Here is a 26,952-nt window from a genome sequence, read left to right on the forward strand (position 1 = left end):
GGAAGCACCATGAGTACCGCGACAACCCCCACCACGGCCCGCACCTCCACCCGCCCTGGGGGATCCCCTGTCAGGCGCTTCACCTCCTTGGCGCGTGCCGAGAGCCTGCAGTTCCTCCGCAACAAGACGCTGCTTGTCAACGCCACGCTGCTTCCCATGGGTTTCGGCCTGGCGATGTACCTCGTGCTCTCCGGCGACGACGAGCAGTCGAAGATCCAGGCGAGCGCGGTGGCGATGGAGTACTTCCTGCTCTTCGCGTTGATGTTCGTGCAGTTCTACACCGTGCTGTCCATGGTCACCACCCGGCGCGACGAGGGTGTGCTCAAGCGGTTGCGCACCGGGGAGGCCCGGGACGTCGAGATCCTCGGCTCCTCGTCCTTCCCCGGCGCGGTCCTGACCGTGCTGTTCACCGTGGTGATGTCCGGCCTGCTCATGGCCCTTGGCGCGCCGGGGCCGGTGAACGTGGTGCCGATCATCGTCGCCGTCCTGCTCGGGCTGGTCGTGACCAGTGGCCTGGCCCTGGTGACCAGTGGTTTCACGAAGAACCCGGAGGCGGCCCAGATCACCTCGATGCCGGTGATGCTGCTGATGTTCGCCACGATGGGCAACTTCCGTCAGATGTACCCGGAGGGGGTCAACGAGGTCCTGGCCCGCACACCGTTCGCCCTGATCTTCGATCTGCTGCAGTACGGCTGGGCCGGCAACACCACGGTGGACCGCATGAACGACGTCGCTCCGTTGACGTCCGGCGAGGTGCTCGGGGAGACCTGGCAGATGATGCTCATCCTGGTCGTCTGGGCCGGGGTCTGTGTCTGGGCGGGTGCGCGGTACGTCCGGTGGGACGTCCGGCACTGAGGGTGACCGCCGCTGATTAAATGGAGCCCATGAACCCGACAGTGTTGCAGTCCGTCACCAGCCCGCGCCGGACCTGGCGTGGCCTCGGGGCGGGCGCGAAGCTCATCGTCTACACCCGCCTGTCGGTGCAGTCGGCGGTGCTGGCGTTCGGCGTGTTCGCCGTCGCGCTCCCGGTGTTGTCCACCCGGCGGGAGCGGGTGTTCGACCTCTGGCAGCTGCTGGTGATCGGAGCGGTCGTCCTGGTGCTGGTCGTGGCCGGTCTGGTGGTCGTCGAGCGGCGTCCCGAGTTCAACACCAGGCCGCGGCGGCCCACGGAGCGCCTGGTGGTGGCGACCGCGGTGTTCAGCGCCGTGGTCTGGGGTGGCGGGGTGGTCACCTACCTCGTCGGCGACGGGTCGACGGCGCTGACGGGCATGTGCCTGGCGTTCGCCGCGGTGATCCTGGCCCCGTTGACCGTGCTGGCGTGGTTGCCCTGGCGGTGGACGGTCACCGTGGCGTTCTCCCTGGTGACGTCGGTGGTGATGTGGCAGGAGACGTCCTGGCTGCCGATGTTCTTCGCCACGTTCCTGTTGTGTACCTCCACCTTGTCCGCGTGGACGGTGGGCATCGCCAAGGAGCTGGACCGCGCGCGCCTCACGGAGTCGGCCCTGCAGGTCAGTGAGGAGCGGCTGCGGTTCTCCCAGGAGCTGCACGACACTCTGGGGCAGCGGCTGGCGGCGATGTCGGTGAAGGCGGAGCTCGCCCGCGCCCTGGCCCGCCGCGGCGACGACCGCCTGGACGGTGAGCTCGCGGCGCTGCAGGAGCTGGCGCGCACGTCGGTCACCGAGATGCACGAGGTCGTCGACGGCTACCGGGCGGTGAACCTGTCCACGGAGGTGGAGGGCGCCCGGGAGCTGCTGGACAGCGCCGGTGTCCGTCTGGAGGTCGAGGGCGACCCGACGGCGCTGTCGGCGCCGATGCGTGAGCTGGCGGCCTGGCTGGTGCGGGAGGGGACGACGAACGTGGTGCGCCATTCCGCCGCCACGTGGGTACGCCTGGTGTTCACCACCGACGGTGGCACCGGGTCGGTCACGATGAGCAACGACGGCGTGACCCGGGGTATCGAACGGTTGTCGGGGCTGGCGGGGATCCGGCGTCGGGCGGAGCCGCTCGGGGCGGCCCTCGTCGCCGAGCGCGACGGTAGTCTCTTCCATGTCACCCTCAGCCTGAAGGAGTAGTCCATGAGCGGTCGTGCCGTGATCCGCGTCGTCGTGGTGGACGACGAGTCCCTGGTCGCCAGCTCCCTGTCGACGCTGCTGTCGCTGGAGGACGACCTGGACGTGGTCGCCGTCCTCGGCTCCGGGGAGGAGGCGGTCGACTGGTGCCGCCGCCGTCCGGAGGTGGATGTGGTGGTCATGGACCTGCAGATGGGCGGGAAGGACGGCATCGAGACCGCGGGGGCGTTGCCGGACGGGGTGCGGGTGCTCATCGTCACCAGCCACGGCCGACCGCGCCAGCTCAAACGGGCCCTGGCGGGCGGGGTGCTCGGGTTCGTCCCGAAGACGTCCTCGGCGGAGGAGTTCGCCACGGCGGTGCGTACGGTGCACGCCGGGCGCCGCTACCTGGACCCGGAGCTCGCGGCGGCGGCGATCGGGGCGGGGGAGTCGCCGTTGACCGAGCGGGAGGCGCAGCTGCTCGAGGTCGCGGGCCAGGGCGGGTCGGTCGAGCAGATCGCCGCGGCGGTGCATCTGGCGGCGGGCACGACCCGCAACTACCTGTCCTCGGCGATGGGGAAGACGGGTGCCTCGACGCGGTTCGAGGCGTGGCGGATCGCCCGGGAACGCGGCTGGTTGTGACCCCGGGGGAGTGCCGGGCGGGCGTCTGCGGCCTCGGCGCGACCGCGGGACGACCTCGGGACGACCTCGGCACAGCGGCGGGGCGCTTTCCCTCGTAAACTGGTCCCCATGACGCTGAGCCACGCTGACCTTCCCGCCGGAACCCCTGCCGAACCGTTCATCCCCGCCCAGGAACTCTTCGAGGCCAGTACCCGTGGCGAACCCGTGACCGTCCTCGACTCGGACTGGGAATGGGGCGAGAACGCTGCCTGGAACCTCTACGTGACCAGGCATATCCCGGGCTCGTTCTTCTGCGACCCCGGCACCATGCTCTCCGGTTCGCCGTCCCCGGAGGCCGGGCGTAACCCGCTGCCGAACCGGCACGTCCTGCAGCAGCACATCGACGACTGGGGCATCCGGCCCGGTCAGCCGGTGCGCATCTACGACCGAGGAGGGCTGATCTACGCCGCCCGCGCCTGGTGGGTGCTGCGGTGGGCCGGTGTCACGGACGTGCGGATCCTGGACGGGGGGACGCCGGCCTGGCTCGCCGCCGGGGGCGACATCGCCGCCGGGATCGGGTGTCTGCGTGGCAGGGGGACCTTCGAGATCCTCGCCGGCGGGGCGCCGACGATGCCGACCGTCGGGCTGTCCGACGTCATGGAGATCTCGGCCACGGCAGCCACGGGGGCGGCGGCACCGCTGCTGATCGACACCCGTCCGACGGACCGCTACGAGGGGCTGCGCGAACGCCTGGACCGTCGGGCCGGGCACATCCCCGGGGCTATCGGGGTGCCGGTCGCCGACCTGCTGGACGAGGGACGCGTCCCGGCCCCGGAGGTCGTGCGCGAGCGTCTGGCCGCACACGGTGTCACCGGCGACGACGTGGCCGCCGAGGCCGTCGTCTACTCCGGTTCCGGGGTGAGCTCGGCGCTGTTCATCGCGCTGATGGAGCACGCCGGCCTGCCGGTGGCACGCCACTACATCGGGGGATGGTCGCAGTGGGCGTCCGACCGTTCGCGTCCGGTGGCACTGGGCTGACACAGGCTGACACAGGCTGACACAGGCTGACACAGGCTGACACAGGCTGACACAGGCTGACACAGGCTGATACCTGGCGCTTTTCCGCCCGAAATTACGCGGTTACGCCACGCCGGTGGCCGCCCGCGGTCTATTCTTTTGCCAGCGCCACACACGCACCGCACGAGGATACGGAGGTCCCCATGAAGGACGCAGCGAAGCAGGACGCCACTGACACCGGTGCCGGACAGTGCCTGGGGACTATCGACGTCGTGACCCCGATGCCGGGCACCGTGGCCCCGCTGTCGGCGGTTCCCGACCCGCTGTTCGCCGCCGGGACCGTCGGCCCGGGGATGGCTGTGGTCCCGGATCCCGGTGTGGAGTACGTGGCCGTCTGTGCCCCGGTGGAGGGCGTGGTCACCCGCCTGATGCCGCACCTCTTCCTCATCCTCACCGACGACGGGATCCCGGTGCTGGTCCACATCGGCATCGACACCGCGCACCTGGACGGACAGGGCTACTCACTGCATGTGGAGCAGGGGGACCGGGTTCGGGTCGGCGAACGCGTCACCACCTACGCACCGCTGTACATCGGCCGGCTCGGCTTCGACCCGATCGTGTCCGTGGTGATGATGCAGCAGGACGGCGGCGTCGAGGAGGTGCTGATGGCGGGGGAGCCGTCCGAACCCGGGGACGTGTTGTTCCGGTTCTGACCCGGGCAACGCCTATGCTGGTGCCATGTTCCGTCGATTCACCACCGTGGCGTGCGTCCTGTTGATGCTGCTGGGGGTCACCCGTCTCGGGGACCGGGTGAACCCGCAGTGGGGGGCACTGATCTTCTACCTGTATTTCGGCGTCCTGATCCTGCTGATGCTCAGCGCGGTCGTCTTCACCGGACGCGGCTACTTCGGCCCGGCCCGGCACCCGGTCAACCGGGTGTTCACCGGCCTGAGCTGGGTGGGCACGATCGGTGCCGTCGTCGTGATGCTGGAACTGGTGCTCGGCAGCGGGATGCTGCTGTGGGTCAACGTGATCGCCGGCGCCTGCATGTTCACCGGCATCGTCGGCGCCGCGGTCGTGGCGTTGTCCGCACGCCCATGGCGGGACCTGTTATACTCCCGGCGTCCCTGACCCCCTTCTACAGCCCGTGCTTTGCGGCGATGATCCCGCCCATGGTGTCGCGGGGCAGAAGGCGCGCGGCGGGGAACGCGAGACGTGAACTCGATCCGGTGGCGTAGAGGGGCCGGGGGCGGCGGTCCGAGATGGCCTTGAGGATCTCGTCGGCCACCTCCGCGGCGGAGATCCCGGTCGCCTCGTTGTCGTTGAGGTGGTTCAGCATCGTCCGGAACTCCTCGGCGTAGTGGCCGTGGTCGTCGACGTAGATGGTGCGACGCTCCGACAGCCCGGTGTTGATGGCCCCGGGTTCCATCACGCTGACCCCGATACCGAAGCGGCTGACCTCGCGCCGGGCGGAGAACGCGAAGGCCTTGACCGCGGCTTTCGAGGCTCCGTAACTGCCCCGGTAGGCCAGGGGGAAGCTGCCGAGCATCGACCCGACGAAGACGACGCGTCCGCGCCGGGCGTCCCGCATCTGCGGGAGCAGCAGCTGGGTGAGCTCCACATGGCCGATGACGTTCACCTGGAACAGCCGGACGAGTGCCTCGCGGGGGAGTTCCTCGAGGGGACCGTTCTGGCTCTCCCCGGCGTTGTTCACCAGGACGGTGACCGGCCCGGCACCGAGTTTCTCCAGATCGGCGGGTACGGCGGCGATGGAGTCGGGGTCCTCCAGGTCCAGCGGGATGAGCTCGACCCCGTCCGGGGCGTTGGCGCGGCTGGTCGGGGAGTCGGGGGTGCGTGAGGTGCCGATCACCCGGAACTGACGTCTGACCAGCTCCTTCGCGGTGGCGTGGCCGATGCCGGAGGTGGCGCCGGTGACCAGTGCGGTGTCCCCCTGGTGAGGGACGGGGAGCCTGGGGGTGCGGTAGCGGGAGAGGAAGGATGTTTTCGTCATGTAACCAGTGATACCCGCCTGACCCTCGTGCTGCGCCGGTTCGGTGCGGAAAAAGTCTGTCACCGTGCAGCCACAGCCCCTGAAACGTGCACGGGCTCAGACTTTTCCGGCGCTCGCCCGGGCAGCCCGGAGCGGGTTGGTTAAGGTACTGTCGGGTTCGATGTCTCCCCACACCGTGCCCGCCCTGACCGTGAACTGCACCTTCGGATACCGGGATGTCGTCGGGACGGTGGACACGGTGGTGTATCCGGGGGAGATCGTGGCCGTCACCGGTGCCAACGGTGCCGGGAAGTCCACCCTCGTGGACACCGTGGCCGGCGAGCTGGAACCCCTCGACGGGACCGTCCGGGTGCACGGCCCCGACGGGGACCTCGACCCGGCGTCACCGGAGGGTGCCGGGGCGGTCATCCACCTCTCGGAGCCGTCGTTCTTCCCGGACCTGACCATCGGCGAGCACGTGTCGTTGACGGCACAGGTCACCGGACGCGCCGACGAGGTCGACGCCGAGGTGGACCGTTGGGCGGTCACGCCGCTGCTCCGCAGTCTGCCCAGTCGGCTCTCCAGCGGTCAGCGACAACGCTCCTACCTGGGCCTGCAGCTGGTCCAGCGGGCGCCGGTGGTCACGCTGGACGAGCCCGAGAGGCACCTCGACGCCGACTGGATCGACTACCTGTGCGGCCGGCTCCGGGAGTGCAGCGAGGCCGGGGCAGCGGTCGTCGTCGCCACCCATGCACCGCAGATCGTCACGGCCGCCGACGGGGTCATCGCACTGTGATCGTCGTCAGGGTCGTCTGCGCCGTCGTCGCCCTCGTCCTGCTCACCGCCGTCGCCGAGCGCATGCTGCCCCTGCGTGCCGTGGAGCGGGACCGGTGGGAGTGGGGTCACCGGCCACGGGGGACGTTCCCCGGGATCGATACCGTCGGTGTCCGTCAGGTCGGTGCCTTCGGCGTTACCGGCATCCTGACCGGCTACCTGCTCGCCGGGATTCCCGGCGCCGTCGTCACCGGGGTTCTCGTCGCCGCGCTGCGGTGGGTCGCCGGCGTCCGTCATGCTCGACGGCTGCCCCGCATGCTGGACGACGGCATCACTCGGGCCATGTTCTCGGCGTCGCCGATGCTCTTCGACTCCGAGTCCGCGGCGAACATCTACGCGGCCGGATGGCTCCGCAACGCCACGGTCCGTGCCCGTCCCGTGCGGGGACCTGTCCTGCCCACGGTGATGGTCCGGCGGATCTGCAGACGGTCCTACATCCCGGCGCTCCTCGCCGTGGTCACTCTGCTGGGGATCGTCGCGGCGCCGGGATCCGCGCCTGTCACACGGACCGTGGTGCTCGTGCTGTGGGCGGTGCTGGCCTCGGCCGCATGGCGTGCCACCGCACTGGGGGTGCCCGGTGAGACGCTGTGGCGGTGGGCGGTCCTTGGCGTGCTCACCGTGGCCGGTGTGGGGGCGCAGTGGTTACTAGGGGTGCCGGCCTCGCCGCTCGTCTTCGCCGTGCTCGCCGCGCTGGCGATCGTGTCGGGGGCACTGCACCGGGGACGACCCCGGACCAACGACGATTTCACGGTCATCGAGGACGGGATCACTGGCGGGGTGCCCGTCGGGATGCTCGGCTACTGGTGCGCGGGGTGGATCGCGGTCATTCCCGCGGTCCTGGCGGCTGTGCTCGCGGCCTGACCCGGTCTGACACGGTTCCGGTTTCGGGTGCCGGAATCGGCGATCCGCTGTCGGCGGAATCCCGATCCTGGCACCCGAACACGGCGCGAACACACCACACCACCACCCGACCGCCACCGCACCACCACCCCGGCAGGGGGAGCGAGCAGGGGCCCACAATCAGGCGATGAGGGTGTGGCAGGTCACGTCTACGGTTATACTGACCCCGTTCGACGCATCATCCACAACTGAATCCGCCGTTCGCAGCCACTGTGGGAGAGGCCAGGTCCAGCGCCGGCCGCCGTAGGAGCAACACCTCCCCGTCGACACTCTCAGGCACCAGCACCATTGTGGCGAGGCAGCTCTGGAAAGAGCCGGTCACCGTCGTCCGTGGCTCGGCCGCCGAAGGAGAAAAAGCTCTCAGGCACCATCGACAGAGTGGGGAGGGAGTACACCCGTGTCCGCACGACAGCACACAGGAAGAGACCCCCTGACACATGGCAACGCCCCACGACGCATTCCCGAACCGTCATATCGGCCCTGACGCCGACGCCACCGGCGAGATCCTCGCGACCCTTGGGTACGGCAGTGCCCGGGAGCTCGCCGCCGCAGCCCTGCCGGCCAGCATCGCGCAGCAGGGGCCGATCGGCCTCGCCCCGGCGCTGGACGAAACGGAGGCCCTGGCCACCCTGCGTGGTTTCGCCGCGAAGAACACGGTCAAGAAGCAGCTCATCGGCGCCGGTTACTACGACACGGTCACCCCGGCGGTGATCCGTCGCAACGTGGTCGAGAACCCGGGCTGGTACACCGCGTACACCCCGTACCAGCCGGAGATCTCCCAGGGCCGGCTCGAGGCGCTGCTGAACTTCCAGACGATGGTCGAGGACCTCACGGGCCTGCCGATCGCCGGTGCGTCCCTGCTGGACGAGGCCACCGCCGTCGCCGAGGCCGTGCAGATGATGGCCCGGCTGAACACGAAGGCGGCGAAGAAGGACGGTGTGGTCCTGCTGGACGCCGCCCTGCACGCCTCCAGCATCAACATCACCCGTGCCCGCGCCGCCGCGGTGGGCATCCCGGTGGAGGTCGTGGACGTCACCGCCGACGTCGTCGCCGCCCGTGAGGACGCCCTGGTCGGTGTCGTCGTCTCGAACCCGGGCACGACCGGCGGGGTGCGCGACGACCTGGCCGAGGTCATCGCCGCGGTCCACGGGCGCGACGGCCTGGTCACCGTGGCCTGCGACCTGCTGGCGCAGGTGCTGCTCACCTCGCCCGGCGAGCTGGGTGCGGACATCGCGGTCGGCTCGGCGCAGCGTTTCGGTGTGCCGTTGTTCTTCGGCGGCCCGCACGCGGCGTTCCTGGCGTGCCGGGAGAACATGCAGCGTAAGCTGCCGGGGCGCATCGTGGGTGTGTCGGTCGACGCGGAGGGCACCCCGGCCTACCGGCTGTCGCTGCAGACCCGTGAGCAGCACATCCGTCGTGACAAGGCGACGTCGAACATCTGCACCGCGCAGGCGCTGCTGGCCGTGGTCGCGAGCTTCTACGCGGTGTGGCACGGCCCGCAGGGTCTGCGTGAGATCGCCACGGCCGTCCACGGCCGCGCGACCGCCCTGGCCGTCGGCCTGTCGGAGGCGGGGCTGACGCTGGCGCACGACCGCTTCTTCGACACGGTCACCGTGGAGGTGCAGGACGCCGCGGCCACCGTCGCCGCCGCCTGTGACCGGGGCTTCAACCTGCGCCATGTCGACGACACCCACGTCGGTGTCTCCGTCGGCGAGTCCACCACCGACGGCGACATCGCCGACCTGCTGCAGGTCGTCGCGTCGGTGAACAGCTCGGTGGACACCACGTCCTTCACCGCGCAGGACGGCCCGCTGGCCGACCTGCTGCGCACCGACGACATCCTGACCCACCCGGTGTTCCACTCGGTGTCGTCCGAGACGCAGATGATGCGCTACATGCGTCGTCTGGCGGACCGGGACCTGGCGCTGGACCGCACGATGATTCCGCTGGGCTCCTGCACCATGAAGCTCAACGCCGCGGTGTCGATGGAGCCGATCACCTGGCCGGAGTTCGCCGGGATCCACCCGATGGTCCCGGCCGACCAGGCCGCCGGCTGGTGGGAGCTCATCGACGACCTGGAGGACCGGCTGGCGAAGATCACCGGCTACGCCGCGGTCTCCGTCCAACCCAACGCCGGCTCGCAGGGTGAGCTCGCCGGGCTGCTGGCGATCCGTCGCTACCATGTCGCCAACGGTGACGACCAGCGCACCCTCGTCCTGATCCCGGCGTCCGCACACGGGACGAACGCCGCGTCCGCCGCCCTGGCGGGGCTGAAGGTCGTCGGGGTGAAGAACGCGGAGGATGGGTCGATCGACCTGGACGACCTCGACGCGAAGATCGCGAAGTACGCCGACGAGATCGCCGGCATCATGATCACCTACCCCTCGACCCACGGTGTGTTCGAGGAGCACGTCCGCGATGTGTGCGCGAAGGTGCACGCCACCGGCGGGCAGGTCTACATCGACGGCGCGAACCTCAACGCGCTGGTCGGCCTGGCGCAGCCGGGCGAGTTCGGCGGCGACGTCAGCCACCTGAACCTGCACAAGACCTTCACCATCCCGCACGGCGGCGGTGGCCCGGGCGTCGGCCCGGTGTGCGTGGGGGAGCACCTCGTCCCGTTCCTGCCGTCCGACCCGTGGGCCGACGTCACCGTGGAGCCGGGCGTCCGGGAGGGCCGGCCGGTCTCCGCCGCGTACCAGGGTTCCGCCGGCGTGCTGCCGATTTCCTGGACCTACATCGCGATGATGGGGGACGAGGGCCTCACCGAGGCGTCCCGCATGGCCCTGGTGAACGCGAACTACATCTCCCGTCAGCTCGCCGACAGCTTCCCCACCCTGTACACCGGGGAGAACGGCCTCGTCGCCCACGAGTGCATCCTGGACCTGCGTGAGCTGACCAAGCAGTCCGGCGTCACCGCCGCGGACGTGACGAAGCGGCTCATGGACTTCGGCTTCCACGCCCCGACCCTGGCGTTCCCCGTCGCGGGCACCCTGATGGTGGAGCCGACCGAGTCCGAGGACAAGCACGAGCTCGACCGGTTCATCACCGCCCTGCGCACCATCCGCGCCGAGATCGACGAGGTCATCGCCGGGGACGTCGCCGTGGAGGACTCCGTGCTGCGCCACGCGCCGTTCACCGCCGAGTCCGTCATCCGCGACGACTTCGAGGACGCCGTCTCCCACGGGCACTTCTCCCGCGAGAAGGCCGCGTTCCCGGTGCGCACGCTGCGCCGCGACAAGTACTTCCCCGCGGTGCGCCGGATCGACGACGCCTACGGCGACCGCAACCTGATGTGCTCCTGCCCGCCGCTGGAGGACTTCGACATCGACGCCCATGCTGAGAGTGAGAACTGATGACCAAGCACACCGCACTGCACCCGGTCCACGAGGCCCTCGGCGCGAAGTTCACCGACTTCGGCGGCTGGGACATGCCCCTGAAGTACGACAAGGAGCTCGAGGAGCACCGCGCGGTCCGCGAGGCCGTCGGCGTGTTCGACCTGTCGCACATGGGTGAGGTCCGGGTCACCGGGCCGGACGCCGCGGCCTTCCTCGACCACGCGCTGGTCTCGCGGCTGTCCGCGGTGAAGGTCGGCAAGGCGAAGTACTCGATGATCTGCACCGAGGACGGCGGCATCATCGACGACCTGATCACCTACGTCCTGGCGCAGGACGAGTACCTGGTGATCCCCAACGCCGGTAACGCCCCCGCCGTCGCCGAGGCGCTGCGGGAACGGGCGGAGGGTTTCGACGTGACCCTGACCGACGAGACCGACGACATCTCGCTGATCGCCGTGCAGGGCCCGCAGGCCGCCGCGGTGATGCTGGAGATCGTCGACAGCGTGACCGACGCCCCGGAAGCCTCGGGTGCCTCGAGCGCCTCGGGTCCCGAGGACACCGTGGAGGCCGCGGTCGCCGGGCTGGGCTACTACGCCGCGTTCCAGGGCACCGTCGCCGGCGTCCCGGCGGTCATCGCCCGCACCGGCTACACCGGTGAGGACGGCTTCGAGATCTTCGTCGGGAACGGGACCGACGGCGCCCAGGCGACCGCCGTGTGGGACGCGGCCCTGGCCGCCGGCGAGCCCCACGGGGTGCGTCCCTGCGGGCTGGCCGCCCGCGACACGCTGCGTCTGGAGGCCGGCATGCCGCTCTACGGCAACGAGCTGAGCAGGGACCTCACCCCGGTGGACGCCGGGCTGGGGATCCTCGCGGCGACGAAGTCGAAGGACTCCTTCGTCGGACGCGACGCCATCGTCCGCGCCAAGGAGGAGGGCACCCGGCAGACGCTGGTCGGCCTGGTCGGCGAGGGTCGTCGGGCGGCCCGCGGCGGCTACGAGATCCAGGACGCCGACGGTCACCGTCTCGGTGAGGTCACCTCCGGCGCCCTGTCGCCGACGCTGGGCTACCCGGTGGCGATGGGCTATGTGTCCGCCGACGCCGCCGCCGAGGGCGGTGCGGCGGCCGTGGGGTCGACGGTGACCGTCGACATCCGTGGCAAGGCACACCCCTACACCGTCGTCGCACTGCCGTTCTACTCACGTCAGCCGTAATATCCCCCCATCCGTCACAGACCCTGTACTCCCTGTTCTGACCCCCCTGAGGAGAAAACCATGACCGCACTTCCCACCGACCGCCTGTACTCCGAGGAGCACGAGTGGGTGAACTCCACCGACGTCTCCGAGGGTGACACCGTCCGCGTCGGCATCACCCACGTCGCCGCCGAGGCCCTGGGCGAGATCGTCTTCGTCGAGCTGCCCGAGGTCGGTACCGAGATCGAGGCCGGCGAGCCCTACGGCGAGGTCGAGTCGACCAAGTCCGTCTCCGACATCTACGCCCCGGTGTCCGGCGAGATCACCGCGGTGAACGAGGACCTGGAGGACAACGCCGGTGTGATCAACGACGACCCCTACGGTGCCGGCTGGCTCTACGAGGTCACCGTGTCCGCCGCCCCGGCCGACGGTGACCTGCTCGACCACGAGGCCTACGCCGCCGCCAACCAGTAGGACGCGGCTGCGCGGGGCCCGCCGGCCCCCGTCGGGGATCGTCCGTCGGGGGCCGCCTCGTTTATGCTTGGCATGATGACTGTCGCTGTTGTCGCTCTGGTACTCGGGTTCGCGCTGCTGGTTTTCGCCGCGGGCCTGTTCTGGCGTGCGTCGAACCAGTCGCAGGCCCGACGTCCGCGGCCCCGGACGGCAGGACCGACAGCTCCGTCGGGCCCGTCCGGTGGCGACGGGGCCCCTTCTGCACCGGAGCCGACGTCCGGGTGGGAGGACGTCGCTGAGACGGCCGCTCCGGTGGACGGGGAACCCGCGCAGGAGTCCCTGGCCGACACTGCGGCGGATGCTGCGGCGGACTCCGCGGAGGACGTCGCGCCGGCGACGGGGCAGGGGACAGCACCGGAGACGGCGCAGGTCGGCGAACCGATCCCGGAGTCCCGCGGTACCACCGGCGCCGCCGGGTCAGCAGACACTGCCCAGGCCGAGGTAGCGGAGTCGGCGGAGACGTCGGAGACGTACTCGTCCGGCCTGTTCGCCGGGCGTCGTACCCGTCGTCAGTGGGCGCACTCCCACGGCTACGAGTACGCCAAGGAGGACCGCTACCTGCCGGGGGAGTGGCCGGACAGCCTCATGGCCCTGGTCCGGGACGACGCCTCCGCCGGTTCCACCACCGTCGCCCGGGACCTGGTCTCGGGGTTCACCGGCGGCCATCAGTTCCACCTCGCCGAGGTCAACGGGATCACCGTGGTGGCGCTGCGGCGCGAGGTCTTCTCCCCGGTGCAGGTGCACCTGTCGGACGGGGCGGCGATGCCGGCGGGGATGCGCCACTCCGAGTTGTGCGACCGTCCGCCGTACACGGGCTACTCCTCCGACAACCGCGCCCTCGACCGGATGCTCGACAGCCGGGTCGACGCGGCACTGCACGCCCTGGCCGGGTCGGTGTCGGATATCGCGTTCAGCACGACGTGGGTGACGATGCGGATGTCCCGGCGGACCGACCCGCCGATCTGGGACCACGTGATCTTCCAGGGCCGCGCGCTGGTCGCGGCGTCGAGGGTGCTGCCCCCGCGGGTGACCTCGCAGGAACTGGACATGACCAACGCCGATCCGACGCGCCCGCGGGTGCGGGGGACGGTGGACGCCGCCGTCGGAGGCCATGACGGGCATGACGGCCATGACGGCAGTCCGCAGGACCCGGACGAAGGCGCGACGCAGCGGGGCCACCTGCGCGCCGTCCCGGACGCGGTCGCACCGGACGCCGCGCCGGCCGACGTGGACGACGTCCCTGCCGACGACGCCGCCACCGCGGGCGCCGGGGAGTCCCGCCCACGGATGGAACGCTCCACCACCCCGGTGGACTTCCCGACCCGTTCCGAGGCGCAGACGATGGGTGATGTCTCGGGCTTCCCGGAGCACGACAGGATCGGCGGCGACGGCGGCGACGGTGGGGACGGCGAGGCCGGTGGCGCCGACGCCATCCCCGCGGTCGGGGAGGACCCGGAGCACAGCCGGAGGATCTCCGGCGGTGGCCCGCGGGTGATCCGGGCGTCCGGGCAGCGCTCCACGATCTTCGGGGACGAGACCGACACCGACACCGACACAGAGACTGCTACCGCCGCCGACACCGACGCCGTCCGCACCACCTCGGCGGAGGTCGACATCATCGGCACGGTGCCGGGGCAGGGCGCGCGCGGCCGGCACCGTGCGCCGTCGGCACGTCACGCCCGTCGCGCGGGGGATCCGGGGGAGGGCCACGACTACCCGGAGGTCGACGCCGAGGTCGTTGACCCCGAGGACAACTGAACCCCGTAAGATCCTCACCAGTAAGCCGTCACAGCCGTACGAGATGTAAGGACGCCTCCATGAGCACGCCCACCGTCAACCCCGACAAACTGCAGCGACTCGCTGAGCTGGTCACCGAGCTCGCCGTCGTCCACGGCAGGGTGACCCTGTCGTCGGGCAAGGAGGCCGACTACTACGTGGACCTGCGTCGGGCCACCCTGCATCGCGAGGCGTCGTCGTTGATCGGGGAGCTGCTGCGTGAACTCACCGCGGACTGGGACTACGTCGCCGTCGGCGGGCTGACCCTCGGTGCCGACCCGGTGGCCACCTCGGTGATGCACGCCGGCGACGGCGTCGACGCCTTCGTGGTGCGCAAGGAGACCAAGAAGCACGGCATGCAGCGTCGGATCGAGGGCCCGGACATCGAGGGCAGGCGTGTGCTCGTCGTCGAGGACACCACCACCACCGGGAACTCGCCGCTGACCGCCGTCGCCGCGGCGCGTGAAGCCGGCGCCACGGTCGTGGGCGTGGCCACCGTCGTGGACCGCGCGACGGGCGCGAAGGACGTCATCGAGGCCGAGGGCGTGGAGTACCGCAGCCTGCTCGGTCTGGAAGACCTGGGACTGGCCTGATGCGGCTGTGGCGGGCGGCGTACCTCGCCGCCGGCGCGGCGTCGGTGGCGGCGGCCGCGGCCGGACGTCGTGGCGACCGGATGACCCGGGTGGTCAAGCCAACGCTGATGCCGCTGCTGGGTGCCCACGCGTGCACCCGTGCCGCCTGTGCCTCTCGCGCCACTCAGGGTAACCGTCTGCCCGTGGTGCTCGCCGGGCTCGCCGGTGGTCTGCTGGGCGACGTGATCCTCATGGGCGACGACGGCCGTAGCGACGACCCGGCGGTCCGCGCCCGCAACCTGAACCGGGGCTCTGCCGCGTTCAGCGTGAACCAGGTGGCCTACATCGGTGAGCTGTGGCGACGGGGTCACCGTCCCCGCCGGTCGACGGTGGTGCTGCGTGTGCCGGTGCTCGTCTCGGGGATGGTCACTGCGGCGACGGGTGCGCCGGCGGCCCTTCCCGCCGCCGCCGGCTACGGCACGGCGTTGGCGGCCACCTCGGTGCTGGCCGCTGATCCGCAGGCGCGTACGGACGGTTCGTCGGCGGACCTGTCCGGGCTCGGCCTCGGCGGTAACCTGTTCGTCCTGTCGGACGGGCTGATCCTGGCGCGCCTGGCGTTCCTGCGGGGTGGCTTCCCGGCGGTACAGCGTCTGGACGGGCTGGTGGACGGCCTGGTCATGGCGACGTACGTGGCCGCGCAGCTGTTGATCGTCGAGGGCCTGACGGGGCAGAAGAAGTGAGCGACGAGCCAGCGGAGCAGCCGTCCGGACGTGGCCCCACGGAGTGGTTCGAGCACCCGGTGGGCGTCGGTCCGTGGAGCGAGGAGTACCCGGGCGTCCCGCTGCCCGAGGACGCCCATTTCGACCCGGAGCTGCTGGCCGAGGGGGACCGGCGCAATGTCGTGAACGGCTACCGTTACTGGCGCCTGGAGGCGATCGTCGCGGACATCGACTCCCGCCGCCACCGGCTGCACATCGCGATCGAGAACTTCGAGAACGACTCGAACATCGGCACCGTAGTCCGTACGGCGAACGCGTTCGCGGTGGACACGGTGCACATCGTGGGGCGTAGGCGGTGGAACCGGCGTGGCGCGATGGTCACCGACCGCTACCAGCACCTGATGCACCACCCGGACACCGCGTCGGTGACGGCGTTCGCCCGCGAGCACGACCTGACCGTGGTGGCTGTCGACAACACCCCGGGGTCGGTGCCGTTGGAGACCGCCCGGCTGCCGGAACGCTGCCTGCTGCTGTTCGGCCAGGAGGGGCCGGGGGTGACGCCCCAGGCGCAGGACGCCGCGGCGTTGACGGTGTCGATCGCCCAGTTCGGTTCGACGAGGTCGATCAACGCCGGCGTCGCCGCCGGCATCGCCATGCACACCTGGGTCCGTCAGCACGCGGACCTGGGGAACGCGTGGTGAGCTATCAGCATAAGTGAGAAATACGGACGCCGACGGGGTACATTCCTCCGGACTACATGTTTCAGAGAGTTAAGGATGTGCCGACCCCTATGATCCGTCGCTTCGCCAGGCCCCTGTCCCTCGCCGTGCTGCCGCTGGCAGTCTCCGGTGTCCTTGTATCGTGCGGTTCGGATGATTCCGACGCGTCCGGGAAGGACGCGGCATCGCAGGAGGCACTGCAGAACCCGCCCGCATCCGACGCCCCGGCCGATCTGATCCTGGACGAGGCCAGCGCGCCGGAGGGGTACACCTATGAATCCGCAGGCTCGGAGAGCGACGAGGACCTCAGCGACCTGTTCGGGGGCGACGACGCGGAGGGCGGAGAAGTCGTCACACCGCCGCAGTGTGCGCCCCTGGCGGTCGACGCGGGCATGGTCTTCCAGTGGATGATGGAGCCGGCGGACCAGACTGCCGTCGTGTCCTTCACATTCGGTGAGGACGATGAGTCGGGTGTCTTCGTGCGGGTGACGACCGGGGCCCCGGAGGGCGGAATGCCCGATGTGGCCGGGTGCGGCGAGTTCACCAGCGACTCGGACAGTGCCTTCGGCGCCATGTCGAAGACGTTCCAGGCGACGCCGGTGGATCTTAGCGTCGATGGTGCCGACGAGCTGACTGCCGCCGACGTGACGGTGACCGGGCTGTTCATGGACGGCGAGGACATCGGGGCTGAAGCGGTGGGCCAGACGGCCCGCTACATCGTCGGCACCGTGGGGGACCGGACGTTCGACATGTTGGCCGTCGGGGATGTCGACGACGCCGTCGTCCAGCATCTGGCGGACGGTCAGGTCGCGCGGCTGAACGCCTAGAGCTATCTGGCCTCCGCTACCTTGCGTGAGGTCTCGAAGGCCTGCTGTTGGCCAGTGCGCGCCCGGTGTCTCGCGGGAGCCGGCACGGGCCCGGGACGACCGGGGTGGACGCCGAGACGCGGGCACCGCGGCCAGAGGACGGGATCATACCCGGGTGGGGTTAGGTCCCATACAGTGAACCCCGACCATCAGCGGGCGGCCGCGGGATCCTCCGTCGGTGCCGTGTCGGGGTCTTCTCCGGCGAGCCCGGGCGTCGAGGCGTTGTCGTTCCCGGACGACGCGGTCCCCAGGTAGGGGCGGATGCCGATGAGTGCGACGGCGGCCAGGATGACGACGACCGCCACCCCGCAGTACAGGTGGACCGGCGTCCACCCGGCGTCGAGCAGGGCACCGACGGTGATCGGGGCGAGGATCGCGCCGAAGCGTCCGATGCCGATGCCCCAGCCCACACCCGTGGTCCGCAGCGCCGAGGGGTACGCGGACGGCGTGACAGTGTAGAGCCCGGCGACACAGCCGTTGAGCAGCATGCCGACCAGTACACCGCTGAGGAAGGCGAGCGCAGGCACGGACGTGGTGGTGATGAATACGACGAGGGTCGCCGCGGACACCACGGAGAAGACCATGAGGGTGCGTCGCGCGTCGAACCGGACCGTGATCACACCGTAGATCAGGGACCCGAAGGTGCCGCCCATGGTCAGGGCCAGTCCACCGATGATCCCCTGGTTCTCGGACATCCCGGACTCCACCAGCAGCTGCGGGGTCCAGGTGTTGGCGAAGTAGAAGCCGAACATGATGATGAAGAACGCGGTCCACAGCTTCAGGGTCGTCGTCCGGACGGTGCCCACCAGCAGGCTGGAGAGGCTGACCGACCCGGTCTCCGTCGCCGACGGTGCCACGTCGGTGACACCGTCCTTGCCGAGCTGCCGGGCGATCTTCCGGATCTTCTCCTCGGCGCCGGCTGGACGCTTGACCTGGAGGTAGTCCACCGATTCGGGGATGCTGACGATGACCAGGACGAGTGAGAGCAGGGTGGCGGCGGCCCCAGCGAAGAAGACGGCGCGCCAGCCGAAGGCGGGGATGAGCTGTGTGGCGAGTGCGCCGCCGACGGTCGCGCCGACGCCGTAACCGGCGGTGTAGATGCTCACGGCGAGCCCACGGTTCTTGTTGTTCGAGAACTCACTGGTGATCACGGTGACCGTGGCGAGGATGCCGCCGATGCCGATGCCGGTGAGGACGCGCCAGATCGCCAGTTCCACCGGGGAGCCGGCCGTCGTCGTCAGCAGGAGGCCGGACAGGTTGAGCACCAGTGCGGCGATCAGGATCCGGCGCCGTCCCAGCCGGTCGGCGAAGGGGCCGAGGATCAGCGATCCGAGTGCCATGCCGACCAGGGCGGAGCTGAGGAGCAGACCGAGTTGGCTGCCGCTCAGGTCGAACTCCGCGGTCACGGACGTGGCGGAGAAGGCCATGGCAAGGATGTCGTAGCCGTCCAGCGCATTGAGCAGGGTGGCCAGTCCGATGATGTACCACTGGAGTCCACCCATCGGGGTGGTGTCGATCGCTTGTCGGATGTTCATGGGGTGCTGCCTTTCTAGGGCACGTCAATGCTGATCCGGGCGCCGTCGCCGGCGGCCGGTGGGTGGGACGGTGTGTCGGAGACGAGCCTGGAGACACAGGCGCACATCCGGGTGGACGTGGCCTTCTGGGAGTCGGAGAAGAACACGTCACGATGGTCGACCTGACCTTGTGTTTCAAGGATGGTGACCTGGCATAGACCGCATTCACCTCGGCGGCAGCTCGACATCATCGGGATACCGATGCCCTCCAGTGCCTCGAGGATCGATTCATTCTCCCCGATAGTCGCGGAAACACCTAGCCGCGGGATGGTCACCGAGAACGGCTCGGGTGCGTACCAGCCGCTGTTGCCGAAGGTCTCGAAACGCAGGTTGGTCGGGTCCAGGTCGCTCGCTCCCCACGCCCGTCGTATCGCGTCCATCAGACGGATCGGACCGCACATGTAGAGCTCGGTCCCCGGTGTGGCCGCGGCGACGAGCCCCGGGATGTCCAGGAACTCGCCGTCCGAGTCGAGGTAGCAGTGGAGTCGGTCGCCGTGCTCGCTCCGCAGCTCGTCCCGGTAGGCCATGGCTTCGGGGGACCGTGCCGAGTAGTGGATCACGTAGTCGGCGCCGAGACGCCTGAGCAGCGAAGCCATGCCGCGGATGGCGGTGATCCCGATGCCGCCGGCGACGAGAATGTAGTCAGGTGCGCCGATGCGCAGGGGAAAATCCTGCAGTGGGGCGCTGACCCGCAGCCGGTCCCCCGCACGCAGTGAGTGCATGTACGACGAACCGCCCCGGGAGTGCGGGGTATGGAACACGCTGAGCGACATCTCGGAGCCGTCGTCGGCGGCGTCGACGACGGAGTAGGACCGGGTGGCGGACGACCCGTCGATGTCGACGAGGACCTTCACGTGTTCGCCGGGGCGGACGGGGCGGGGGACCTCCGGACGCAGGGTGATCCGGCGGATCCTCTCGGCGACCGTCGAGGTTTCCGCGACGGTGGCGTCCTGCCAGGTGACAGAGTGTGATATCGCCATCGGTGCTACGCCTTCTTCGTCGGGGACGTGGTGGGGATGTTCAGACGGTCCTCGGCCGCGAGTGCCTCCTCGAGGATGCGACGCACCCACATACCGCCGGCGTCGATGTTGAGGTCGTAGAACTCGTGGTCCGGGTTGGCGTCGATGGCGTCCTGCTGGGCGGTCAGCATCTCCTCGTCCTCCCCGAAGACGCCGTGGACGCCGTCGCGCAGCTGCGTGGTGATGAGCTGGCTGTCCAGCCGGTAGTTACGTTGGAACGACCAGAAGTAGTGGGAGGACCGGTCGGTCTCGGGGGTGATCGTGTTCATCACGTAGCCGTTGACGCCCTGGCTGCGGTCCCCCTCCGGGGCGCCGGTCCCGGCCTTGGCGACGCCGACATCGATGCAGATGGTGGAGGGGTAGTAGTAGTGGATGATCTGCCACCTGTCGACCTTGCCGTCGAAGCCGGGGAACTTGTCGTTCATGTTCTTCTTCCAGAACGGCGGAGCGTCGATGTTCCGCATCCAGCGCGTCACGGTGACGGAGCTTTCGGTGTGCGTGGTGACGAACTCCGCCTCGGACAGCTCGTCCTGGCCGATCGACGAGGCGTGGACGAACTCTTCGTGGGTCAGGTCCATCAGGTTGTCCAGGACGAGCTGGTAGTTGCAGGCAGCGGCGATGGTTCTTCCGTCGCCGGTCCAGTCGGGGTGCGTCATCTGGTGCATGTCGGGTACCAGGGCGGGATCGGCGAGGGTGGGGTCACCGAGCCAGATCCACACGTAGCGGTACTTCTCGACCACCGGGTACGAGGGGACGGCAGCCGAGGGGTTCAGGGTCTCCTGGGCAGGCATCGCGGTGCACCGGCCGGCGGAGTTGTACTGGAGCCCGTGGTACGGGCACTGGATGCCGTCCCGTCCCACGAGCTTGCCCTTGGACAGCGGGGCGAGGCGGTGCCAGCACGCGTCGGCCAGCGCGACGGCGCGGCCGTCCTGGGTGCGGTAGAGCGCGAGGGGTTTGTTGGCGACTGTGCGGGCGGTGATCCCCTTGGCGGTCACTTCGTGGTCCCATGCGGCGGCGTACCAGGCGTTGAGCGGGTGCGAGAGGATCTTGGCGGTCGTGGCGGCGGTGGACGGTGCTGTCATGATGAGGCTCCAGGAACGAATGTCTAGGCGACTATCTAAGTCGATAGATAGTCAGTGTCGTGCATCACAAACTAAGTGCTTTTGTGGGGTAAGTCAAATGGTGGGGTGCGGGGGTCGTCGCGTCCCGGCGGCGGTGTGCTTGGGATTGTGTGACCGGTGGGGTACAACGGGGGCGTGACCTTAAGGAACGCGCTGCTTGCACTGCTGTCTTCCGGCCCGATGACCGGGTACGACGTGGCGAAGAGGTTCGCGTCGTCGGTGGGCTTCCTGTGGCATGCGGCGAACTCGCAGATCTACCCGGAACTGCGCAGGCTCGAGAAGGAGGGGCTGCTGGACACCCGGGAGGTTCCCTGGGGGTCCAAGGGCGTCACCAAGACCGAGTACTCCATCAACGACCTGGGATTGACGGCACTGCGTGAGTGGCAGGCCGAGCCCATCGTCTACGTTCCGGACCGTGACCCCGCCCGGCTGAAGGCGGCCTACTTCGAGATGGCTGCGCCAGGGGTGGCGGAGAACAACTTGAGGGAGCACATCTCCCACTTCGAGGCCCAGCAGTCCCTGGCCCGGGACGAGCTCAACCGGATCGACGCCGGAACCAGCCCGAACCTGGTCCGGCGACTGGCGAGGACCCCGGAGGACAGGCACTGCGAGACCATCGCGTTCAAGCGGTTCGCCTACGAGGGGAGGGTCGCCAGAGCGGAGATGGAGATCGCCTGGGCCCGACAGGGGCTGGAGTTACTGCGGGAGCTCGGCGCTGCCGCGGACCCTGTCGTTGGTGACGGTGACGGCCCCGGTCCGTCGGATGACGCCAGTCGGGAGTGAGCCGGTCCCCGTCGTGACCGCTGTGGTCTGTGCGCCGCAGATCAGGCGTGTCCGCGCTCATCGACGGGAAGGCTCCGGTAGGCCTGCCACGCGGCCGAGAGTTCGCGTCGGGATCCGGTCAAGTTGGCCTGGTGCCAGGCACGCGTGAAGCGGTTGTACTCGAACTGGGCGTCGATGTCGGTCGGTGCCGGGTCGCGGGTGGCCCGGTAGTGGTCGAGGGCGTCCTGCAGTGTCTGGGTACCGTCGGTGCGGGAGAAGAACCCACGCATCGCGGCATCGAAGCGGAAGGACGTGCCGACCTGCTCGACGAACCAGGCACGTACCGGCTGGCTGCACCGCTGCCCCGCGGGAATCACGGTCGCTGCGGTCAGCGGCCCGGAAAGCTGTGGCGTCGACGGCCGTCGTGTCGACGTCGGTTCGGTGAAGGGGGCGCCGTCCAGGGCGGCGGCGATACGGGCGGAGAGGATGTCCTTGCTCCCGGTGGAGCGGATACCGAGTGCGCGGGCGGCGTCGGCGAGTTCGTCCTTCAACCAGTACCAGCGACGGAACTCAGCACCGCTGAGCGAGGCATCGAGCGTGGGGCGCGCGGAGTCGTCCATGGTGCTCCAGGCTACCGTGGCCCGGTTCGGCCCGGTTCGGCCCGGCATCGCCAGGCACGGTGTGGTACCTGACGGTGAATATTTAGCACGCCGGATGGACCGGCGAAGTCGCTAGAATCGACCCGGTCACACCGCCAGCACACCGCCAACACACCGGAGGACCACCGTGAAGCTCCCGAAGCCTTTCTCCCGTCGTCATGCCGACGCCTCCACTCCGGTCGACCCTGTGCGGACCCAGGCCCCCGAGGTCGGCGACGATGAACTGTCCCCCGAGTCCAGGGAAGCACTCAAGGGGATCGCGGACCTCGACGAGCCGGAGGGGAAGCTCGCCCGCCAGTTCTTCAAGGCCGTGGACAAGGCCTCCGAGATCCAGGCCCCGGCGATCGAGAAGTACGTCGGCTACATCCGGCAACGGCACGGCAGGAAGTCCGTCGACCGGCAGCAGAAGGTCATCGACCGTCATTTCCGGACCTTGGCGACCGGCACCGGCGCCGGGACGGGTGCGCTGGCGTTCTTCCCCGGAATCGGGACGCTGCTCAGCATGGGGGCAGCGAGCGGGGAGGCCCTCGGCGTCGTGGAGGTCTTCGCCCTGTACACCCTGTCCAGTGCGCGGCTGCGGGGAATCGACATCAGCCACCGGGAGGCACGTCGACGCCTGATCCTGTTCAGCATCGCCGGCGCCGCCGGCAACGAGGCGGTCTCGGCGGCCTCGGGAGCGAAGGGTGTCAAGGGGCTCCGGAAGCTCGGTAGTGCCAGCGACGCGGAGAAAAGGACCATCAACTCACGGCTGGGACGTATCGCCTTTCGGCAGTTGCGCCGACGCATGGCGGGTGCGGCCTTCGCGAAGATGCTGCCCCTCGGGGTCGGGGCGGTGCTGGGTGCGCGGGCGAACCGGAAGCTGGCGCACATGATGATCCGCCACACCCACGCCGTGCTCAGTGACACGGGGAAGCGCGGCTGACGCTGCCGACGTTCCCGCACACCCTGTGGGCCGGCCGTCTGCGGGATACAGTTCTGGGTGGCCGGTCGCACCGGCGGCCGGACTCTCCCCGGAAGGACACCCCTCAATGCGTCGATTCACCCGTATCCCCTACATCACCGGCGTTCTCGCCACCTGCCTGCTGTCGTCCGCGGCCGTCGGTCCCGCCGCAGCGGCCGGCGAGGCTGCGCCGGCCTCCACCACGGTGGTCACCTACGGCGACTCCTACACCGCCAACCCCAGCCAGGTCGTCGGCGTGGCGAACCAGTACGAGGAGCTCAAGCCGTTCCTCGCCGACTACCCGAGGACCGGCCGACTGGCGTCGGGCAAGGAGTGCCTCCAGGCCCCGGACAACTGGCCGCGTCTGCTCCGGGACAGGGGAGTGGACGTGCGTGACTGGTCCTGCACCGCGCAGACGTCCCGCACGATGCTCGACCGGATCGACGCCAGCATCGCCGCCGGCGACCTCACCGCCGACACCGATACGGTGATCTTTCCCGTCGGGCTGAACAACTTCGGCCCGTGGGGACAGAAGGACGGTGTCGACGTCACCGACGTCGATGCGGTGCAGGACGCGTACCGGGCGGACATGCGTGAAGCGGCGCGCCGGGTCCGCGCCGTCGCCCCGGGCGCCTCGCTGGTGGTCGGCGGGATGCCGCAGATCGGCGACGGCGACCGGTACTGCGTCGTCAACGTGGTGCCGGACCGTCCCGCGGGTCTGTCGGTGCCGTACCTGGCGACGGCCGAGAGCGCGGTGCAGACGATGCAGCGGCAGTCCGCCGCGGAGATCGGGGCGAGGTTCGTGGACCTGAAGGCCGCCAGCCGGGGCCACGACTCCTGCGCCCCGGACGCCGAGCGGTACATCGCCGGTCTCGTCGACACCACCACGCCGGACTACAAGATGATCATCCATCCCTCGCAGGCCGGGCAGCGGTTCATCGCCGAGCAGCTGGGGGCGGTGGTGTAGAAGGTGTTTCCCGGACGGGGCGTCACGCCTCGTCGGGAAGCTCGTCGAGCTGGGTCAGGAACTCCTCGGCGTACGCGACCCGGGTCCGCAGCTTCTCGAGGCGCTCACCGGTCTGTGAACGGACGTCCGCGATGAGCTGGCTGGCGTGTTCCTTGTCGGCTGGGGTGGCATCTGTCGAGGCGAGGGTGTCCACGGCGCGGAGGAAGACACCGATCTCCTCCAGTGTGAAATCCAGCGGCTTCATGCGGCGGATCAGCAGGATCCGTTCCACGTCCCCGTCGCTGTAGAGGCGGAAGCCGCCTGCGCTACGGCCGGACGGGCTGACGATTCCTAGTTCGTCGTAGTGGCGCAAGGTGCGGATCGACATGCCTGTGGCGTCGGCGACCTGGCCGATCTTGCTGCCGTGTACCGCCATGTCCGCTCCCTCTGCCGTCCTGCCACGGGGCGCTGTCAGCGCACCGGGATTGCCTCCGGGAAACCCTACCGTTACGGTAGAGTTCGCTCTAATGCTGATTTCACTATGTCTCGCCAGGTCGTCTGTCTCAGCGGGCCTGGACCCACTATTCTCGGAGGTTCTTCGTGACCCAATCTACCACTGAGTCTGGCGCCGACCAGGCCACGCGATCCGACCCGCCCGCCCCGACCGGGGTCGTCGCCTCGTTCCGCTACGCGTTCAGTTCACTTCCGCGCCTGCGCACCGAAGTACTCGCCGGGCTGGTCGTCGCACTCGCGTTGATCCCGGAAGCCATCTCGTTCTCCATCCTGGCCGGTGTGGATCCCAGGGTCGGGCTGTTCGCCTCCTTCACGATGGCGGTGACCATCGCCTTCACGGGCGGACGGCCGGCGATGATCTCGGCGGCCACCGGTGCCGTCGCGGTGGTGATCGCGCCGGTCGCCCGCGACCACGGCATGGACTACTTCATCGCCACCGTCCTGCTCGCGGGCGTCTTCCAGGTCGCCCTCAGCGTGCTCGGGGTCGCCAAGCTGATGCGCTTCATCCCCCGCTCGGTGATGATCGGCTTCGTCAACGCCCTGGCGATCCTGATCTTCACCGCCCAGCTTCCCCACCTGCTCGGCGTGCCTTGGCTGGTCTACCCACTGGTGGCGGTCGGCCTGGTCATCATGGTCGGTTTCCCGAAGCTGACCACGGTGATCCCCGCCCCGCTGGTCGCGATCGTCCTGATCACCGTCGTGGTCGTGGTCAGCGGTTGGAGTGTGCCCGACGTCAGCGACCAGGGGGAGCTCCCCGACAGTCTGCCCGGCCTCTTCGTCCCCGACGTCCCGCTGAACCTGGACACCCTGACGATCATCGCGCCCTATGCCCTGGCCATGGCGCTCGTGGGCCTGATGGAGTCACTGATGACGGCGAAGTTCGTCGACGACATCACCGACGTGCACTCCGACAAGACCCGGGAAGGCTGGGGGCAGGGTGTCGCCAACATCGTCAGCTCCCTGTTCGGTGGCATGGGAGGGTGCGCCATGATCGGACAGACCATGATCAACGTGCGTTCCTCCGGCGCCCGCACCCGCCTGTCCACCCTGTTGGCGGGAATCTTCCTGCTGATCCTGGTCGTCGCCCTCGGTGACATCGTCGGGCTGATCCCGATGGCGGCCCTCGTCGCGGTGATGGTCATGGTGTCGGTGGGCACCATGGACTGGCATTCCCTACGGACCTTGCCGATGATGCCGCTGAGTGAGACGGCCGTGATGGTGGTGACCGTGGTTGCGACCCTGGCCACCCACAACCTGGCCATCGGCGTGGTGCTCGGCGTCGTCACGGCGATGATCATGTTCGCCCGACGGGTCGCCCACCTGGTGAGCGTCGAGAAAGTCGCGGAACTCGACACCGACCACGACGGCGCGATCGGCACCCGTACCTACCGGGTGCACGGGCAGTTGTTCTTCGCCTCCAGTAATGACCTCGTCTACAGCTTCGACTACACCGACCCGGCCGAACACATCGTCATCGACCTGACGGAGGCCGACGTGTGGGACGCCTCCACGGTCGCCACCTTCGACAGCATCACCACGAAGTTCCGGGCACGTGGAAAGACCGTCGACATCATCGGTCTCGACGGCGCCAGCCAGGAACGCCTCGACCGGTTCTCGGGCCGGCTCGGCGGCGAGGGGGCGTGACGCACGGGATCGGGAGTCGTCGGCGGGCTCAGCGGACACCGCATGTGTGCATGATTCCGATCCCCCGCAGAATCGCGTCCAACTGGGCGGCGAGGTCCGGTTCGGACCTGGCGGCGACCAACGGGAAATCGGCGAGTTCATTATGGGACCTGATCTCGTCGGTCGCGCTCGTCCACCCCTCCTCCAGGAGCGACATGCTGCCGTAGAACCAGGCGAGGAGAAGATCGTGGGCGTCACGGGGATTGACGCAGGCGTCGGCGGTGAGGGCGAGGATCGTCTCACTGAGGCGGAACGAGTGGGTGCCGAGAATCGGTTGGTGGCGCAGCAGCGAGAGTGTGCCTGGAACGGTCATCATCTCCTGGGCGCGCTGTGCGAGACTGAGGAAGGCGCAGTGCCGGCAGGTCGACGACAGCAGCTCCTCCGGGTGCAGCATGCCCAGACGCTCGTCCCCGAGGTCGTGCCAGATACGTGCCAACGACGGGAAGTAGGTGTACAGCGCGTTCGTGGCGACCCCCACCTCGGTGGCGATCGCGCGTAGCGACACGCCCTCCAGGGAGCCCCGGTTACGCAGGAGCCGGTCACCTGCCCTGAGGATCATGTCCTGGTTGATGTCGCCGCGTGGGCCCCTCTTCGCCTGGTGATCCGCCATGGGGTGCTGTACGAAAACCTCTCCC

27 protein-coding genes and 1 riboswitch are annotated in these 26,952 nt (G+C 69.3%); of the genes, 20 read left to right on the forward strand and 7 right to left on the reverse strand.

Annotated elements, in window-relative coordinates; all coding sequences use genetic code 11:
- The first annotated feature begins 9 nt into the window (after nt 1-9).
- The 6 genes from MUN33_RS00720 (at nt 10) to MUN33_RS00745 (ending at nt 4,817) form a co-directional block, all read left to right on the forward strand.
- Nucleotides 10-855, forward strand: a complete 846-nt coding sequence (locus MUN33_RS00720) for an ABC transporter permease (RefSeq protein WP_244802994.1) — start codon at nt 10-12, stop codon at nt 853-855.
- Nucleotides 856-884: 29 nt separating this feature from the next.
- Nucleotides 885-2,072 carry a sensor histidine kinase gene (locus MUN33_RS14145; protein WP_305037362.1) on the forward strand — a complete coding sequence of 396 codons (1,188 nt, stop codon included), beginning with the start codon at nt 885-887 and terminating at the stop codon, nt 2,070-2,072.
- A 3-nt stretch (nt 2,073-2,075) separates the two neighbouring features.
- Nucleotides 2,076-2,690: a response regulator gene (locus tag MUN33_RS00730; protein ID WP_255804971.1), complete on the forward strand. Its 615-nt coding sequence runs from the start codon at nt 2,076-2,078 to the stop codon at nt 2,688-2,690.
- 108 nt (nt 2,691-2,798) lie between these two features.
- Nucleotides 2,799-3,707, forward strand: coding sequence for a sulfurtransferase (locus MUN33_RS00735; RefSeq protein WP_244802995.1), 909 nt, complete (start codon nt 2,799-2,801; stop codon nt 3,705-3,707).
- A 182-nt stretch (nt 3,708-3,889) separates the two neighbouring features.
- On the forward strand, nt 3,890-4,399 hold the full coding sequence (locus tag MUN33_RS00740; protein WP_244802996.1) for a PTS sugar transporter subunit IIA: 510 nt from the start codon (nt 3,890-3,892) through the stop codon (nt 4,397-4,399).
- 25 nt (nt 4,400-4,424) lie between these two features.
- Nucleotides 4,425-4,817: a hypothetical protein gene (locus MUN33_RS00745; protein WP_244802997.1), complete on the forward strand. Its 393-nt coding sequence runs from the start codon at nt 4,425-4,427 to the stop codon at nt 4,815-4,817.
- 7 nt (nt 4,818-4,824) lie between these two features.
- Here MUN33_RS00745 and MUN33_RS00750 read toward each other — a convergent pair whose 3' ends face one another.
- On the reverse strand, nt 4,825-5,697 hold the full coding sequence (locus MUN33_RS00750) for an SDR family oxidoreductase (protein WP_244802998.1): 873 nt from the start codon (nt 5,695-5,697) through the stop codon (nt 4,825-4,827).
- A gap of 160 nt (nt 5,698-5,857) precedes the next feature.
- Here MUN33_RS00750 and MUN33_RS00755 point away from each other — a divergent pair, with 160 nt between their 5' ends.
- The 10 genes from MUN33_RS00755 (at nt 5,858) to MUN33_RS00800 (ending at nt 17,061) form a co-directional block, all read left to right on the forward strand.
- A complete protein-coding gene (locus MUN33_RS00755; protein WP_244802999.1) occupies nt 5,858-6,472 on the forward strand; it encodes an ABC transporter ATP-binding protein in 615 nt (204 codons plus the stop codon).
- A complete protein-coding gene (locus tag MUN33_RS00760) occupies nt 6,469-7,371 on the forward strand; it encodes a hypothetical protein (protein ID WP_244803000.1) in 903 nt (300 codons plus the stop codon). The genes MUN33_RS00755 and MUN33_RS00760 overlap by 4 nt, the downstream gene beginning before the upstream one ends.
- Nucleotides 7,372-7,704: 333 nt before the next feature.
- A riboswitch (glycine riboswitch) is annotated at nt 7,705-7,797 on the forward strand.
- A gap of 50 nt (nt 7,798-7,847) precedes the next feature.
- On the forward strand, nt 7,848-10,763 hold the full coding sequence (gene gcvP / locus MUN33_RS00765; protein WP_244803001.1) for an aminomethyl-transferring glycine dehydrogenase: 2,916 nt from the start codon (nt 7,848-7,850) through the stop codon (nt 10,761-10,763).
- Complete coding sequence (gene gcvT / locus MUN33_RS00770; protein ID WP_244803002.1) at nt 10,763-11,956, forward strand: glycine cleavage system aminomethyltransferase GcvT; 1,194 nt, start codon at nt 10,763-10,765, stop codon at nt 11,954-11,956. Before gcvP ends, gcvT begins: the two co-directional genes overlap by 1 nt.
- A gap of 60 nt (nt 11,957-12,016) precedes the next feature.
- Complete coding sequence (gene gcvH, locus MUN33_RS00775; RefSeq protein WP_244803003.1) at nt 12,017-12,409, forward strand: glycine cleavage system protein GcvH; 393 nt, start codon at nt 12,017-12,019, stop codon at nt 12,407-12,409.
- A 522-nt stretch (nt 12,410-12,931) separates the two neighbouring features.
- Nucleotides 12,932-14,206 carry a TtfA family protein gene (locus tag MUN33_RS00780; RefSeq protein WP_500790164.1) on the forward strand — a complete coding sequence of 425 codons (1,275 nt, stop codon included), beginning with the start codon at nt 12,932-12,934 and terminating at the stop codon, nt 14,204-14,206.
- A gap of 59 nt (nt 14,207-14,265) precedes the next feature.
- The gene (pyrE, locus tag MUN33_RS00785) at nt 14,266-14,817 is read left to right on the forward strand and encodes an orotate phosphoribosyltransferase (protein ID WP_244803005.1); all 552 of its coding nucleotides are present in this window, start codon (nt 14,266-14,268) and stop codon (nt 14,815-14,817) included.
- Entirely contained in the window at nt 14,817-15,536 is a 720-nt protein-coding gene (locus MUN33_RS00790; RefSeq protein WP_244803006.1) for a lysoplasmalogenase family protein, read from the forward strand. The genes pyrE and MUN33_RS00790 overlap by 1 nt, the downstream gene beginning before the upstream one ends.
- A complete protein-coding gene (locus tag MUN33_RS00795; protein ID WP_244803007.1) occupies nt 15,533-16,216 on the forward strand; it encodes a TrmH family RNA methyltransferase in 684 nt (227 codons plus the stop codon). Before MUN33_RS00790 ends, MUN33_RS00795 begins: the two co-directional genes overlap by 4 nt.
- A gap of 77 nt (nt 16,217-16,293) precedes the next feature.
- Nucleotides 16,294-17,061 (forward strand): hypothetical protein, encoded by a 768-nt coding sequence (locus MUN33_RS00800; RefSeq protein WP_244803008.1) that lies wholly within the window; start codon nt 16,294-16,296, stop codon nt 17,059-17,061.
- 188 nt (nt 17,062-17,249) lie between these two features.
- Here the strand turns inward: MUN33_RS00800 and MUN33_RS00805 are convergent, their stop codons facing one another.
- Genes MUN33_RS00805 through MUN33_RS00815 form a run of 3 tightly spaced genes read right to left on the reverse strand, consistent with a single transcriptional unit; the run spans nt 17,250 to nt 20,775 of the window.
- Nucleotides 17,250-18,635: an MFS transporter gene (locus tag MUN33_RS00805; protein WP_244803009.1), complete on the reverse strand. Its 1,386-nt coding sequence runs from the start codon at nt 18,633-18,635 to the stop codon at nt 17,250-17,252.
- A 14-nt stretch (nt 18,636-18,649) separates the two neighbouring features.
- Complete coding sequence (locus tag MUN33_RS00810) at nt 18,650-19,654, reverse strand: PDR/VanB family oxidoreductase (RefSeq protein WP_244803010.1); 1,005 nt, start codon at nt 19,652-19,654, stop codon at nt 18,650-18,652.
- Between the two features lie 5 nt (nt 19,655-19,659).
- The gene (locus tag MUN33_RS00815) at nt 19,660-20,775 is read right to left on the reverse strand and encodes an aromatic ring-hydroxylating dioxygenase subunit alpha (RefSeq protein ID WP_244803011.1); all 1,116 of its coding nucleotides are present in this window, start codon (nt 20,773-20,775) and stop codon (nt 19,660-19,662) included.
- Between the two features lie 174 nt (nt 20,776-20,949).
- Here MUN33_RS00815 and MUN33_RS00820 point away from each other — a divergent pair, with 174 nt between their 5' ends.
- Nucleotides 20,950-21,597, forward strand: coding sequence for a PadR family transcriptional regulator (locus MUN33_RS00820; RefSeq protein ID WP_244803012.1), 648 nt, complete (start codon nt 20,950-20,952; stop codon nt 21,595-21,597).
- Between the two features lie 41 nt (nt 21,598-21,638).
- Here MUN33_RS00820 and MUN33_RS00825 read toward each other — a convergent pair whose 3' ends face one another.
- Nucleotides 21,639-22,196, reverse strand: a complete 558-nt coding sequence (locus MUN33_RS00825) for a DUF6434 domain-containing protein (protein ID WP_244803013.1) — start codon at nt 22,194-22,196, stop codon at nt 21,639-21,641.
- A 166-nt stretch (nt 22,197-22,362) separates the two neighbouring features.
- Between MUN33_RS00825 and MUN33_RS00830 the strand changes: the two genes are divergently transcribed.
- On the forward strand, nt 22,363-23,157 hold the full coding sequence (locus MUN33_RS00830) for a hypothetical protein (protein ID WP_244803014.1): 795 nt from the start codon (nt 22,363-22,365) through the stop codon (nt 23,155-23,157).
- A 106-nt stretch (nt 23,158-23,263) separates the two neighbouring features.
- Nucleotides 23,264-24,142: a GDSL-type esterase/lipase family protein gene (locus tag MUN33_RS00835; RefSeq protein ID WP_244803015.1), complete on the forward strand. Its 879-nt coding sequence runs from the start codon at nt 23,264-23,266 to the stop codon at nt 24,140-24,142.
- A 22-nt stretch (nt 24,143-24,164) separates the two neighbouring features.
- Here the strand turns inward: MUN33_RS00835 and MUN33_RS00840 are convergent, their stop codons facing one another.
- Complete coding sequence (locus MUN33_RS00840; RefSeq protein ID WP_244803016.1) at nt 24,165-24,557, reverse strand: MerR family transcriptional regulator; 393 nt, start codon at nt 24,555-24,557, stop codon at nt 24,165-24,167.
- Between the two features lie 164 nt (nt 24,558-24,721).
- Here MUN33_RS00840 and MUN33_RS00845 point away from each other — a divergent pair, with 164 nt between their 5' ends.
- The gene (locus tag MUN33_RS00845; RefSeq protein WP_244803017.1) at nt 24,722-26,278 is read left to right on the forward strand and encodes a SulP family inorganic anion transporter; all 1,557 of its coding nucleotides are present in this window, start codon (nt 24,722-24,724) and stop codon (nt 26,276-26,278) included.
- A gap of 28 nt (nt 26,279-26,306) precedes the next feature.
- Here the strand turns inward: MUN33_RS00845 and MUN33_RS00850 are convergent, their stop codons facing one another.
- The gene (locus MUN33_RS00850) at nt 26,307-26,927 is read right to left on the reverse strand and encodes a TetR/AcrR family transcriptional regulator (RefSeq protein WP_244803018.1); all 621 of its coding nucleotides are present in this window, start codon (nt 26,925-26,927) and stop codon (nt 26,307-26,309) included.
- Nucleotides 26,928-26,952: the final 25 nt, after the last annotated feature.

The sequence above is a fragment of the Corynebacterium kalidii genome (genome assembly GCF_022869005.1).
Taxonomy (GTDB): domain Bacteria; phylum Actinomycetota; class Actinomycetes; order Mycobacteriales; family Mycobacteriaceae; genus Corynebacterium; species Corynebacterium kalidii.